10 protein-coding genes are annotated in these 13,560 nt (G+C 68.8%); 8 read left to right on the top strand and 2 right to left on the bottom strand.

All coding sequences use genetic code 11. From position 1 onward, the window contains the following. The first annotated feature begins 13 nt into the window (after nucleotides 1-13). The 8 genes from AC06E7_RS02910 to AC06E7_RS02875 all read left to right on the top strand — a co-directional run bounded on the left by AC06E7_RS02910 (nucleotide 14) and on the right by AC06E7_RS02875 (nucleotide 10,206). On the top strand, nucleotides 14-952 hold the full coding sequence (locus AC06E7_RS02910; RefSeq protein ID WP_478062915.1) for a nucleoside hydrolase: 939 nt from the start codon (nucleotides 14-16) through the stop codon (nucleotides 950-952). A gap of 113 nt (nucleotides 953-1,065) precedes the next feature. Next, nucleotides 1,066-1,332 (top strand): type B 50S ribosomal protein L31, encoded by a 267-nt coding sequence (locus AC06E7_RS02905; RefSeq protein ID WP_093533653.1) that lies wholly within the window; start codon nucleotides 1,066-1,068, stop codon nucleotides 1,330-1,332. A gap of 324 nt (nucleotides 1,333-1,656) precedes the next feature. Further along, a complete protein-coding gene (locus AC06E7_RS02900) occupies nucleotides 1,657-2,934 on the top strand; it encodes a citrate synthase (RefSeq protein WP_068853878.1) in 1,278 nt (425 codons plus the stop codon). Nucleotides 2,935-3,546: 612 nt separating this feature from the next. Then, complete coding sequence (locus tag AC06E7_RS02895; protein ID WP_068853877.1) at nucleotides 3,547-4,059, top strand: CS1 type fimbrial major subunit; 513 nt, start codon at nucleotides 3,547-3,549, stop codon at nucleotides 4,057-4,059. Between the two features lie 51 nt (nucleotides 4,060-4,110). Next, a complete protein-coding gene (locus AC06E7_RS02890) occupies nucleotides 4,111-6,711 on the top strand; it encodes a CS1-pili formation C-terminal domain-containing protein (protein ID WP_478062913.1) in 2,601 nt (866 codons plus the stop codon). After that, entirely contained in the window at nucleotides 6,696-7,829 is a 1,134-nt protein-coding gene (locus AC06E7_RS02885; protein ID WP_478062911.1) for a CfaE/CblD family pilus tip adhesin, read from the top strand. The genes AC06E7_RS02890 and AC06E7_RS02885 overlap by 16 nt, the downstream gene beginning before the upstream one ends. A 17-nt stretch (nucleotides 7,830-7,846) precedes the next feature. Beyond that, nucleotides 7,847-8,545 carry a fimbria/pilus periplasmic chaperone gene (locus AC06E7_RS02880; protein WP_210130975.1) on the top strand — a complete coding sequence of 233 codons (699 nt, stop codon included), beginning with the start codon at nucleotides 7,847-7,849 and terminating at the stop codon, nucleotides 8,543-8,545. 11 nt (nucleotides 8,546-8,556) lie between these two features. Next, nucleotides 8,557-10,206 (top strand): YadA-like family protein, encoded by a 1,650-nt coding sequence (locus tag AC06E7_RS02875; RefSeq protein WP_478062909.1) that lies wholly within the window; start codon nucleotides 8,557-8,559, stop codon nucleotides 10,204-10,206. A gap of 18 nt (nucleotides 10,207-10,224) precedes the next feature. Here AC06E7_RS02875 and AC06E7_RS02870 read toward each other — a convergent pair whose 3' ends face one another. Continuing rightward, a complete protein-coding gene (locus AC06E7_RS02870) occupies nucleotides 10,225-10,872 on the bottom strand; it encodes a hypothetical protein (protein WP_068853874.1) in 648 nt (215 codons plus the stop codon). Between the two features lie 157 nt (nucleotides 10,873-11,029). Beyond that, on the bottom strand, nucleotides 11,030-13,450 hold the full coding sequence (locus AC06E7_RS02865) for a penicillin-binding protein 1A (protein WP_095363596.1): 2,421 nt from the start codon (nucleotides 13,448-13,450) through the stop codon (nucleotides 11,030-11,032). Nucleotides 13,451-13,560 lie beyond the last annotated feature (110 nt).

Here is a 13,560-nt window from a genome sequence, read left to right as displayed (position 1 = left end):
AAAGACGGCACGCATGACCAAGAAGATTCCGCTGTTGATCGACACCGATCCGGGTGTCGATGACGCCCTGGCCCTGTTGATGGCCTTTGCCGACGAACGCCACGACGTGGTCGGCCTCACCATTGCCGCCGGCAATGTCGGCCTGGACCACACGGTCCGCAATGCGCTGAAACTGTGTGAAGTGGCCGGGCGTGAAGACGTGCCGGTGTTCGCCGGTACCCCCGAACCGCTGGTGCACCCGTCGGTGGATGCGGCCCACGTTCATGGCGCCGACGGCTTCGGCGACGTCAACCTGCCTGCCGCCCAGCGCCAGGCCGAAGCCGAGCACGCCGCGCTGGCCATCCTGCGCCTGTCCCATGAGTACGCCGGCGAGCTGTTCCTGGTGGCCCTCGGCCCGCTGACCAACCTGGCCCTGGCGCTCAAGCTCGACCCGACCCTGTCGCAGCGCGTGAAGCGCTTCCTGGTCATGGGCGGGGCGGTCACCTGCCACGGCAACATCACCCCGGCGGCCGAGTTCAACATCGCCTTCGATCCCGAAGCGGCGCACGTGGTCTTCACCGGTTTCCCGCACATCGAAGTGGCCGACTGGGAAGCCACCGTCGCCCACGGCCTGCTGCACAAGGATGTCGAGCAGTGGCTGGCCTTCGACAGCGACAAGGCACGCTTCTACGAGCTGATCTCGCGCCAGACCCGCCTGTGGTCCGAAGACAGCCGCGGCGAGCGCTGGTTCGCCGCCGACGCCCTGGCCATGGCCTGGGCGCTGCAGCCGGAAGGCGCGCTGCGGGTCGAATCGCGCCCGCTGAACATCGAACTGGCCGGGACCCACAGCCGGGGTGCTACCATTGTCGACTGGAACCGCCAGACGGGGCAGCCGGACAACACCGAGCTGCTGATGGCCTACGACCAGGGGCGCTTTGAAGCCCAGGTCCGGAGTGCGCTCGGCGTCGCCTGACGCCGCAGTGGCGGTATCTTCACGCGGAACATGGCCATGGGTTGCCCTAGCGGGCGAGCCCGGCTATAATGCCGCTCTTGCGTTTCCCTGACCTTATTTACGGTGTGTGCCCCATGAAGGACGATATCCATCCGAACTACCGTGACGTCGTGTTTCAGGACGTTACCTCCGATTTCAAGATCCTGACCCGTTCCACCATGGCGACGAAAGAAACCGTGAAGTGGGAAGACGGCAACGAGTACCCGCTCGTCAAGATCGAAATCTCCTCTGCTTCGCACCCGTTCTACACGGGCAAGCACAAGGTGATCGACACCAGCGGCCGTATCGACAAGTTCCAGAAGCGTTTCGGCAAGCCGGCTGCGGCTGCTGCTGCCGAATAAGCGTTTCGAAGCTGCTGCACGCAAACAACGGTCGCCTCGGCGGCCGTTGTTTTTTTATGCCTGGAGGAAAGCCTGCTGGCGGATGAACGACGGTTCATAAATTCCCCCGCCGCGCGGAACGCAGTGTCCATTCCAGCCCGCCTGGCGCTTGCCGGTGCTTGTGCGGCAAGGGCGAGCGGGGTGTGCGTCTACGACTTCCGTCCTAGGGCGTGGCAAATGTTGCTGTGCGATAATGACGTGATCCACAGCACAGGCTGTGGACTTACTTTCACGTGCCTGCCCCACGCGCTTGGGTGGGCGCCTTCCCCTTGAGGAGCGCACACAGTGTCCGATCTTGATCAGGTCACGCTGAATGCCGGCGACAAGTCGGTTGTTCTGCCTGTCATCAAACCCACGCTCGGCAACGATTGCGTCGATATTTCGAAGCTGACCAAGGAAACCGGTCTCTTCACCTACGACTCCGGCTTCACCGCCACCGCCAGCTGCAAGTCCGCCATCACCTACATCGACGGTGACAAGGGCGTGCTGCTGTATCGCGGCTACCCCATCGAGCAGCTGTCGGAAAAGTCCAGCTACGTCGAAGTGGCTTACCTGCTGATCAACGGCGAGCGTCCGAGCGCCGAGCAGCTGAAGGCCTTCACCGATGAGCTGGCTGCCGAAGCCAACGTCGATGCCTCGATCAATGCCCTGATCGCCAGCTTCGACAAGGATGCCCACCCGATGGCCATCCTGACCGCTGCCATCGCGCAGCTGTCGGCGAAGTACCATGCCTCGCTGGACCTGTCCGACGCCGAGCAGCGCCGCCAGTCCGCCGTACGCCTGATCGCCAAGGTGCCGACCCTGTCGGCGCTGATCTACCGCCACGGCAAGGGCCTGCCGGCCAACACGCCGGACACCTCGCTGGATTACGTCAGCCGTTTCCTGAAGCAGACCTTCGAGTCGGCCGATGGCCAGTACGAGCTGAACCCGGACGTGGTCAAGGCGCTGGACCTGCTCTTCATCCTGCATGCCGACCACGAGCAGAACGCCTCCACCTCGACGGTGCGCCTGGTCGGTTCGACCGGTGCCAACCCGTATGCATCGGTCGCCGCTGGCGTCACCGCGCTGTGGGGTCCGGCCCACGGCGGTGCCAACGAAGCCGTGCTGAAGATGCTGGAAGAAATCGGTTCGGCGGACAACGTTGAATCGGCCGTGCTCAAGGCCAAGGACAAGACCTCGGGCTTCCGCCTGATGGGCTTCGGCCACCGCGTGTACAAGAACTTCGACCCGCGCGCGAAGGTCATCGGCGAGATGACCGGCAAGGTGCTCAAGCAGCTGGGCGTGCAGGATCCGCTGCTGGACGTTGCCGTGAAGCTGGAACAGGCCGCGCTGCAGGACGACTACTTCGTTGCCCGCAAGCTGTACCCGAACGTCGATTTCTACAGCGGCATCATCTACAAGGCGCTGCAGATCCCGACCGAAATGTTCACTGTGATGTTCGCCCTGGGCCGCACCTCCGGCTGGGTCGCGCACTGGCTCGAACAGCAGGTCGACCCGGAAATGAAGATCGGCCGCCCGCGCCAGGTCTACACCGGTAGCGACGTGCGTGACTACCAGGGCTGATCAGCTCCCGTAGTGCGTGAAAAGACGCCTCCGCAAGGGGGCGTTTTTTTTTGGGTTCAACAGCGTTCAAGCAGGAGATTTCAAGCAACAGCCGTCGTGTGCAGGATGCTGCGCGCAGGGCCGGCGGTGGTGGGGGTACGGGGGGCGCCGTGAATCCATCCCTGGAGGCTCTTGCGAAACATCCATGTTTCGCAAAGCCCCCGTACCCCCCCCACCGCCGACCCTCTGACAGTCGGCCGGTGACCACGGGAAAAGCAAAAATCACGTCGCCGGCCGTGCGCGCAGCATCGTGCAAACGACGGCTTTGGCTTTGGCTTTAGCTCTGGCTTCAGCGTTGCGCCTTTCGCTTTCAGCTTCCGGCAACACCACGCCGTGCCGCGGCGAGCATAAGGCAGCAACGCGCCACATGTGCACGCGCGCGGGTCGGAATGCTTGCGTTGCTTCCGGTTCGCGCGCGCTGTCGCAGAACGTGCGCGTGCGTGGCGGGTTTAAGAATGGTTGCGTGGGGAGACGTCGCGCACAGAACTAACGTGATCGTGTCGCCGACACTGCACAGCGCAGCGTGGGTGATCGCCTCGAACGAGGCGTTTTTCAATCATGGGAGAGAACCACATGTACCGCACCCTGAAGCAGGCCGCGTTGGGCCTGGCGATCTTTACCGCCGCACTGTCCGCCCACGCCGTTGAAGCGCACATCACCGTCTGGGCGAACGTCGACCCGACCCTGTCGCTGCTCCGGGCCGATGGCAGCGCGCTTCCCGCTGACGTCGAGATGCCGTACCGCGCCGGGCAGGGACTGAGCAGCTGGAGCGAACGCGTGCGCGTGTTCTCCAACGACACCAGCCTGGATGTCGATGTGCGCCTGGCCGAACCGGCCGTGCTGATGCCCAAGGTGACCGCTGCCGGTGCGGTCGACATCCCGCTCTCGGTTACCCTCAACGGCCGCGAGCTTGGCCTGGCCCCGATCGCGTTCACCGCAGACCAGCTGTTCCAGGGCGCGATTCCCGGTGCCTCCATCGAAATGCCGCTGACCGTGGCCCAGGCCGCGCCCGGTCCCATCACCGCCGCCGGCCTCTACGACGGCCCGGTCAGCCTGGTCCTGGTGCAGAAGGCCAGCAGCCTCTAAGCCATTGCGCGGACGCCGGCCCTGCGGGGCCGGCGTTCCTGCGCCCCTGCCATGCGCATTCCTGCTCCCGCCCTTGTCCGGCTGGCGGTGGCGCTCGTCCTGGTGCTGGCCTGCGTGGCCGTCCAGGCGGGCCCGGTGCCGGCCGGTTTCGAAGATCTTGTCAGTGGCCAGCGCGAGCGCGTTGAAGTGCGCGCGTTCGGCCGTTCCGCCGGCCTCTGGCCGGCCTGGGTGACGCTGGAGCACGTCCAGCTGGAACAGCCCGCGCAGGTGTTGGCCGCGCTGGGCATGACCACCTCCGCGCAGCAGGCACTGCTGCCGGCGCTGTCCCTGCCGCTGCCGCGCAACAGCCACCTGGCCTGCGTCCATGGCCAGCCACAGCCGGGCTGCGGCTGGCGCCCCCCGTCCGAGGATCCGACCCACATGCATGCCATCTTTGACGAAGGCAACGGCGCGCTGCTGCTGTTTCCCGCATTGCGCTGGCTGCCGCGCGCATCGCCCGGTGCCGACGGGCTGCATGCGCCCAGCGAGCACGCCGAAAATGCGTTGCTGCACCAGCAGACGCTCGCGCTCAGTGGCAGTGGCAGCCAGTACGCCCTCAACGCGCATGGCAGCGCCACGCTGGGCGTCCTGCGCGCCGGCCATGTCGGCGGCAACTGGAACTACGCGCGCCACGCCTGGCCCGGCCAGCGCGCCCGTACGCACTTCCAGTTCGACGATCTGTACTACAGGCATGACCTGGCCCGGCGCCACTACCTGCAGGTCGGGCGCATGGACCGGCGCAACCTTGCCAGCACCCAGGGCGGACAGTTCGGCTTCGGCATGTTGCCGCTTGACCGCTTCGACGGCGTCCGCGCCGGTACCACCCAGGCCTACGTCGATGCCGTCGCCGATACCGGCGCCGCGCCCCTGACCGTGCTGCTGTCGCGGCAGGCGCGCGTGGATGCCTACGACGGCGAGCGACTGCTGCAGACGTTCTACCTGCCCGCTGGCGTCACCGACCTCGATACCCGCCGGTTTCCACCGGGCAGCTATGACGTGACCCTGCGCATCCACGAAGACGGGCGCCTGCTGCGGACCGAGACACTGCCGTTTGCCCGCACCCAGGACTGGGGCGAACCGGGCCTGCAATGGTTCGTGCAGGGCGGGCGAAGCCGCGCCCGCGATGTCCGCCTGGACGCCGGCGACCGCGTCCTGCAGGCCGGCCTGCGCATGCCACTTGCCCGCCAGCTTGGCATGAGCCTGGGCGTGGCACGCGTGGCCCAGGCCAGCCACGCCGAACTGCGTACTGGAGTCCGACATAGCCTGGGCAGGCACGACCTGCACGCCGAAGTCGGCGCCCTGGTCGGCAGCGACGGCAGGCGTGGCAGCCAGCAACAGCTCAGTGTGCGCAACACCGTTTCCTGGAACCTGTACCGGCAGCGCCTGCGCGGCAGCCGTTGTCGCGTGGACTGCGCTGATTCCCTCAGCGCATCGCTGACCGTTCCGTTGTCCGGCGGCAGTCTTTACCTGGGACACAGCCGCAGGCGCACGCTGGTACCCGGCCGCTGGCCCGGTGGCAGCGCCCGCAGCCTGCAGGCCGCCTACGGTCTTACCCGGCAGTGGCGCAGCGTCAGCATCGGCACCCGTCTGGGCGCATGGCGTCAGACCGGGAGCATCTCCGACCAGGGCCTGCAGCTCTCGGTCACGCTCTCGCGGTTGCAGCACGCCGCGGGCGCCAGCCAGCTGCGCCGCATCGGTGCCGAAGCACGGCGCACGCAGTCCGGTGATGCCGGTCAGCGCCTGCTGCTCGCGCAGTCCTGGCGCCGCGAACAGGACGCGACCGCGCGCGAGGTGGCCACCGAGGTCAGCGTGCAGGACGCCGCCGACGTCGATGCGCTGCTGGCGCTGCGCACCGCCACGCCGCTTGGCCAGACCAGTGCCGTGCTGTCGCACCACCGGCAGGCGCATGCCAGCGAAACCGGGTACAGCCTCAGCCATGGATCGGCGCTGGCGCTGTCGCCGCGCGGTGTGTTCTGGGGCGGCGCGCCCGGTGCCGACGCGGGCGTGGCCGTCAGCGTCGAGGATGCCGCTGCCAGCGGGTTCGACGGCGCGGCCGCCGAGGTGAAAGCCGGGGCCAGCCGCCGCCAGGTGCTGCGCTCCGGTCAACGCCGCCTGCTGCCGCTGAGCGGCTATCAGCGCCATCAGGTGGAGGTCCAGGATGCGCCCGGGCACGCACACGACGCCAGCGTGCGGGTGACCGATCCCGGCCCTGCCCAGCAGCCCTTCCTGTTGCCGGGCAGGGTGATTGCATTGCCGGTGGGCGTGGAAGCCACCTTCACGTATGTCGGCAGCGCCGTGGACAAGGCCGGTGCCGCGCTGGCCGGTGCGCGCATCCTCAATGCGGCGGTTCCCCGGCTCGGGGCCGACGGCGGGTTCATCGCCGAATTCCCGCAGCGCGAAGCGGTCCTGTACCTGCTGCAGGCAGGTCGCCTGCTGCACTGCCCGCTGCGGGTGCGCGAGCAGCGCAGCGTGGTGCTGCTGGTAGGGCAGGTGGCGTGCATGCCCCTGGCGCGCGACGCGCTGCCCGCCCGCATCGCCCTCCAGCCGCGTGTGCAGCAGTTGCTGGAGGATGCAGCGCCGATCGCGCAGGAGGGGCGATGGAGCGGACCCTGATGCGCGCCGTCATGCTCGTACCGGCCTTGTGGGTCGCCCAACCCGCGGCGGCGCAGCGGCCCCCGGTCACCACGCCGGCCGCAGGCACCACCGTGACCACGCTGAACCACGCCTTCGACCGTGCCGCGCCGCAGCCCCTGCAGTTATGGACGCCGCGCACCGTGCTCGGGTTCGACGAGGTGGTGCACGGCCATGGCCGCCTGCATGTCACCTGCACCGATGACCCCGCGCGCGGGCGCTGCCCGCGCAGCGACACCGGCGAAGGACCGACCGGGCGCCAGCCGATCCTGCTGGAGTTCCACGAACCGCGCAGCGGCCAGCGCCGCGACATCGGGGTCAGCGGATGGATGGAACGGGTCGAGTGGGAGCGCAGCTGCAGCGACGACTACTGGGATAAATCCGAGTACCCGCTGTGGACATCGGCAACCCGGGAATGTCACGTCGCCCCGGCCGGCACCGCCGCGACGTTGCAGGTGGCGGCATCGGACATCGGCGCGCTGGTGGCGGGGCGCTGGCGGGCCGAGCTGCACCTGGACGTGCGCGGTGGCGTGGGCGGCGCGGTACTCGGCCGGCACGTATTCGTGCTGGAGGTCACGGTGACCGATACCGAGCGGGCGGCCATCCACCTGCCCGAGCACGGCGGCTCGGCCGCGCCGATCGACCTGCAGTTGCAGTTGCGGGCCGTACCGCCGCCGGCCAGCGTCGGCGGCGAGGCGGTGTTGGACATGTGCCTGTACGACGGGCTGGGTTCCCACAGCAGCCAGCTGGTGCTGGTGGCGCGCGATCGCGGCCCAGACGTGCCGGGGCGGCCACGCGATGCATTTTCGGTGTGGCACCACGCGGGCGGCCGCGCGCCGCACGAGCGCATCGATTACCGCCTGCAACTGCTGCATGCGGGCACCACGATCGACCTGCACCGGGAGGCGCACACGGTGCTGGCCGGCATCCACAACGCCCCACTCCGGCCGGTACTGCTGCCCGGCATGGACCAGCCCGTGCACTGCGTGCCGACCCCGCTCAGCTTCATCACGCCCCGGGTGCCAGCCGCCGAAAAGCGCGACGGACGCTACCAGGGCGATCTCACGCTTGAGATGCGCCTGCCCACCCGACGCCCCTGACCCCGACCGAGACTTCCATGCGCCCGCATCGCCTTTCCCTGCTGCTGTTGCTGCTTCCTGCCCTGCCGGTGTCGGCCAGCCTGGACGTGCACCCCATGCGTGTCCACGTCGACGCGGGCAGCACCACCAGCATCCGCGTGCAGGCGCAGTCGCCGCGAACCCAGTACGTCAGGGCCACGGTCAAGCGCGTGGTCGCCCCCGCCACCGAAGACGAAAGCGAAGTGGATGAGCCGACCGGCGACGCCGCGGCGATCGCCGTGACGCCGGGCATGTTCGCGCTCGCCGGCGGTGGCAGCCGGCTGGTGCGGGTGATCGCCCTGGCCCCGGTCAAGGAAGAAACCGCGTTCCGGGTGTACTTCGAAGGGGTGCGCGGAGAGGAACCGGAGGCGCGCCCCGATGCCCTGGAGACCCCCGGTGCCACCCTTGGGGTCAGCCTGGTATGGGGCGTGCTGGTCAACGTCCTGCCTGCCGATGGACGGGTCGCGATGCAGGTTGCCGGGGGCCGCCTGCATAACCACGGCACGCTCCGGCTGGGCATCCGCCGGGTCGAGCACTGCGTTGCGGCCGCCTGCATCACCCACGACATCGAACGCAGCGTCTACCCCGGCGCCTCGCTGGCGTTGCCCTTCGAGCCGGTGCCCGGCGCGCGGCTGCGCGTGGATTACCGGCTCAGCCGCGACGGCTACCGCGAACACCAGCAGATCCTGCTGCCTTGAGAGGAAACACCATGCATGTTCTCTACCGATCCTTGTTGTTGATGGTGCCTGGCACCGCGTTTGCGACCGCGTTGCCGCCGCCGGGCGAGGCGGATCCGGCACCTCGCGAACAGAGCACGTCCAAGACGACGCACAGCGTGGCCTTCGCCAGCGGGCTCGGCGTCGGCGTGGGCGTGGCCGGCGTGTTCGGCCGCGACCAGGTCCGCGACCGCCTGGTGTACTGCGAAGCGCCCGCGGTGCCGCCAGCGGAGGTCCCGACCGCACCGCCGGGGTGGGCCGATGCGCTGTGGCAGGTCAATCACAACCATGAGCGGATCGCGCGCAACCGGCTGGACATCGACCTGCTGCGCGACGGCGTGCAGGGCGTCAGCGCCGACCTCAGCGATGTGGTGCGTTTCGACAAGGACGCCATCGTGCACCTGCGCGGCTCGCGCCTGGTGGCGCTGGGCGCCGGCGAGGTCAGCGCCAGCAGCGCACACGCGGTCAACGGCGCGCAGCTGTTTGCCGCCGAAGCGCGGGTAGCTGCACTGGAATATGTGCAACGGTATTTCAAGGTCGGATCGGACGAACTGAGCCTGCCCGCGCATGCCGGGTTCCTGGCCACCGCGATGGGCGCCGATGCGCGCGCCGTTGCCAGCGGCTCCACGGCGTACGGCAGCTACGCCACGGCATTGGGCAACAACTCGGTGGCGCTGGGCCGTGCAGCGATCGTCCTGGAAGGGGCCGCAGACGGTTTCGCGCTCGGCACGCGCTCGCGCGTGTTGGCCGAGAACGGCATGGCGCTCGGCGGCTCCACCCAGGTGTGGGCCGACGCCCATGACAGCGTGGCGCTGGGCTTTGGCTCGATCGTGCAGCGCCCCTGGGAGGTCTCGGTGGGCGGGCAGGGCCTGCGCCGACGCATCACCAACGTCCTGCCGGGCATCGCCGCTGATGACGTGGTGTCGCTGCGGCAGCTGTCGGACATGGCCAGCGTGCTCGGCACCAGCGTCAATGCCGACGGCGGCGTGCGCGGCATGCGTTTCGCGGTGCAGGGCAAGTGGCACGGCACCGTGGCCGGAGCGCTGGATGCGCTGGATTACGCGGTAAGCGCGGCACACCGGGCGCTGGACGACATGGGCGAGCAGGTCGACGCGCTCGCGGCGCAGGAAGGAGCCAGTCTGCCCTCCAGCGTGGCCGATCCCGCCGAGTCGATCACGGCGTCGGCGGACACGACCCACGCCGCAGGCCCGCAGGCCGCTGCCACCGGGACCGCCGTCGCGGCCGACGCGCATGCGGTCGAGCCGGCCGCTGCGACACCGCCGTCGGCAGCGCCACTGCCGCCGGTCGACACCCGCGCCGTGGACGACGCGGTGCAGCGCGCCAACGCGTACACCGATCAGGCCCTGGCCGGCATCGACCGCCGCTTCGACCGCCTCGACCAGCGCATGAACCGCATGGCGGCGATGAGCAGTGCGCAGGCCGCCATGGCCATGAACACTGCGGGCCTGCCCACCTGGAACCGGCTGGGCGCGGGCGTCGGCCATGCCGACGGCGAATCGGCCCTGGCGGTGGGTTACCAGCGCGTACTGGACCGTCGCGCCACCACCAGCGTCAGTCTCAGTGGCGCCTTCAGCCAAGGCGGCGAAAGCAGCGTGGCGATGGGCGTGGGCATCGGCTGGTAGATCCCGCGCGGCGCGTGCTCAGGGGCCGTCCAGATAGCCCCTGATCTCGTCCTCGGCCAGCAGGCTGCGCAGCTGCGCGGCCGAGGCCCGTCGCATCGGTTTCTCGTCGATGCTCGACAGCGGCGGCTGGCGCAGCGCGTCGTAGGGCAGCACTGCCACGTCGAAGGTCAGCCCTTCGGCGGAGAACACCCACACCGGCACGTCCATCGTGCGTTCGCGGTCCAGGCGCAGGCGGCGCATTCGCGACTCGGCCGGGATGCGGTGTTCTTCCAGGAACCGCTGAACGGCATCGGCGTCGTCGCTGTGCAGCTGCAGCTGCACCGGACTGTTGGCGTCGGCGGTGCCGTCCAGCACCGGTCCGCACAGGCGTGGTGCGAAGCCGTGCAGGAATTCCAGCGCACGCAGGCCGGCCTCGCGGCGTTGTCGCAGCTGCGTGCCATGCCCGGGGCCGGCGAACAGGCGCTGGTACTCGCGCAGGGCGTCTTCGATCTCGGTATTGCGCGGCAGCGAGGCATCATCGTGGATGCCCAGTCGCCCGGCGGCTTTCAGCTTGGCCTGGTGGTAATCGCGGATTCCGCCTTCGGCCATCAACCGCGCCGCCTCGTGTGCAAGCCGGTGGCGGCGTTCGCGGGTCTGGCTCTCGGCATGCTGACGGGCCCGATGCATGAGCGATTCTCCCCTTGTACGACCTGCCCCGACTTTACACCCACGTTGTGACGATCAGGACACGCACGGCGTGTCCCTACGCAACCCCAACATCGCTCGACCCCGGATCGTAGTGACACGCCATGCGTGTCAACGCCATGCCGAACGAAGCCGCGGATCAGAAAATATCGAACGCCGCGTCGTCGGCCTGCGGGGTCTGGGTGTTGAAGTCGTACTCGGCCAGCTTCTCCATGTCCTCGACCTTGACCCACTCGGTAGCGCCGTTGAGCGTGGCCTGGACCATCCCGGTCGGCGGCTCGTTCTGCGCGATCGGCGTGTCCTTCAACGCCACCCGCATGTAGTCGATCCAGATCGGCAGCGCGGCGCGGCCGCCGTACTCGCGGTAGCCCAGCGAACGGAAATCGTCGCGGCCCACCCATACGGTGGTGGCGTACGGGCCGCCGAAGCCGGAGAACCACGCATCGCGGTGGTCATTGGTGGAGCCGGTCTTGCCGCCCACGTCCTCGCGACCGAGCACCTTGGCCGCCGTGCCGGTGCCGCGCTGGACCACGTCGCGCATCATCGAGACCAGCTGGTAGGCGGTGCGCGCATCGATCGCTCGCGGCGCGGTGCGCGCATTCGGGTCTACCGGCGCGGCCGGCTCCGCCGCCTGCTGCGGCTTGGCCGGGCCGGCCGGCGCAGGTGCGGCAGCGGCACCGAAGTTGAAACCGTCCACTACCTGGCTCACCGGCGCCCCGCCACTGGTGCCCACGCATTCGCGGCAGGCCCGGGCCGGGTTTTCCTTGAACACCAGGTTGCCGTCGCGGTCGCTGACCTGGTCGATCAGCCAGGTGTCCACGCGCGAGCCGCCGTTGGCGAACACGGCATAGCCGCGCGCCACCGACAGCGGGGTCAGCGAAGCGGTACCCAGCGACATCGACAGGTTCGGCGGCAGCTCGGCTTCGGCAAAGCCGAATTCGCTGATGTACTTGCGCGCGTACTCCACGCCCATGCCGTCAAGCAGGCGCACCGACACCAGGTTGCGCGACTGCACCAGCGCTTCGCGCAGGCGCATCGGGCCACGGAAGCCGCCGCCGTCGTTCTGCGGCTGCCAGGTCTTGCCGCGGCGGTCGCGGAACACCACCGGCGCATCGAGCACGATCGAGGCCGGGTTGAAGCCCTTGTCGAAGGCGGCGGCGTAGATGAACGGCTTGAAGCTCGAACCCGGCTGGCGACGCGCCTGGGTGGCGCGGTTGAACTTGTTGCCGGAGAAGCTGAAACCGCCCACCAGGGCCTTCAGCGCACCGGTTTGAGCATCCAGCGATACCAGCGCGGACTGGCCGCGCGGGATCTGGTCCAGCAACCACTCGCCTTCCTTCTCGCCGGCGCGCACGCGGACGATGTCACCGCGCTGGACCAGCTTGGCCGGGCTCTTGCCGGTCCACTTGGCGGCCGAGGCGGGCAGCACCACCTCGGTACGGTTGGCCAGCACCACCGTGGCGCTGCCATCGGCGCCGGTGCCGGCCACGATGGCCGGCAACAGCCCGGACTGGCCATTGATACCGCGCAGGTGCGCGGCCAGTGCGGCCGCATCATCGCCCGCGCCCAGCGCCACCTGCTGCTCCACCCCGTGCCAGCCGTGGCGGTGGTCGTAGGCCAGCAGGCCGTCGCGCACGGCCAGGTTGGCGGCGGTCTGCATCTCGGCATTGATGGTGGTGGTGACGTGGTAGCCCTTGTTGAGCACGTCGCCGCCGAAGCGGGCGATCATCTCCTGGCGGACCAGTTCGGCCACGTAGGGGGCCTCGACCTGCAGCGGGGGCTCATGCGCGCTGGCGTGCATCGGCACGGCCTTGGCTGCGTCGGCCTCGGCCTGGCTGATGAAGCCCAGGTTGGCCATGCGCTGCAGCACGTAATAGTCGCGGCGCTCGCGGGCGCGCTCGGGGTTGCTGATCGGGTTGCCGCTGGAGGGGAACTTGGGGATGCCGGCCAGCGAGGCCATCTCGTCCAGGCTCAGCTCGCCCAGCTTCTTGCCGTAGTAGAACTCGGCCGCCGCGGCCACGCCGTAGGCGCGGTTGCCGAAGAAGCTCTTGTTGAGGTACAGCTCGAAGATCTCGTCCTTGCTCAGTTCCTGCTCGATCTTGCGCGCCAGCAGGATCTCGGCCAGCTTGCGGGTGTAGCTGTACTCGGAGCTGAGGAAGAACTGGCGGGCCACCTGCTGGGTGATGGTCGACCCACCCGGGACCCGCTTGTCGTTGGTGGTGGCCAGCAGCCAGACCGCGCGGCCGATGCCCTTGTAGTCCACACCCCCGTGTTCGTAGAAGCGGGCGTCCTCCGTGGCCAGGAAGGCCTGCTTCAGGCGCTCGGGGACCTCCTTCATGGTGATCGGGGTGCGCCGGGACTCGCCGAACACCGCCATGAGCTTGCCATCGGCCGCATAGACGTACATGGGCTCCTGCATCTCGATGTCGCGCAGGGTCTGGACGTCGGGAAGACGGGAGGAAATGGCGTAGTACAGGCCCCCGGCGACCGCGGCGCCGATCAGTGCCAGGACCAGGAAGGCGACCAGCAACCAGCGCAGCCAGCGGCGAAGGCGAGTCATCAGTGTCAGATTCCGATTGCGAATTTCGTGGCCGCAGAGTATAGATTACGCAAGGGAACGGCTGGGGTTGTTCCCGGGGAGAGCATTTCGGTCACCGTCAGGGGACGGGT

The sequence above is a fragment of the Stenotrophomonas sp. Steno-Z4 genome (assembly GCF_056393145.1).
This window is presented reverse-complemented; position numbering and strand designations above follow the sequence as displayed.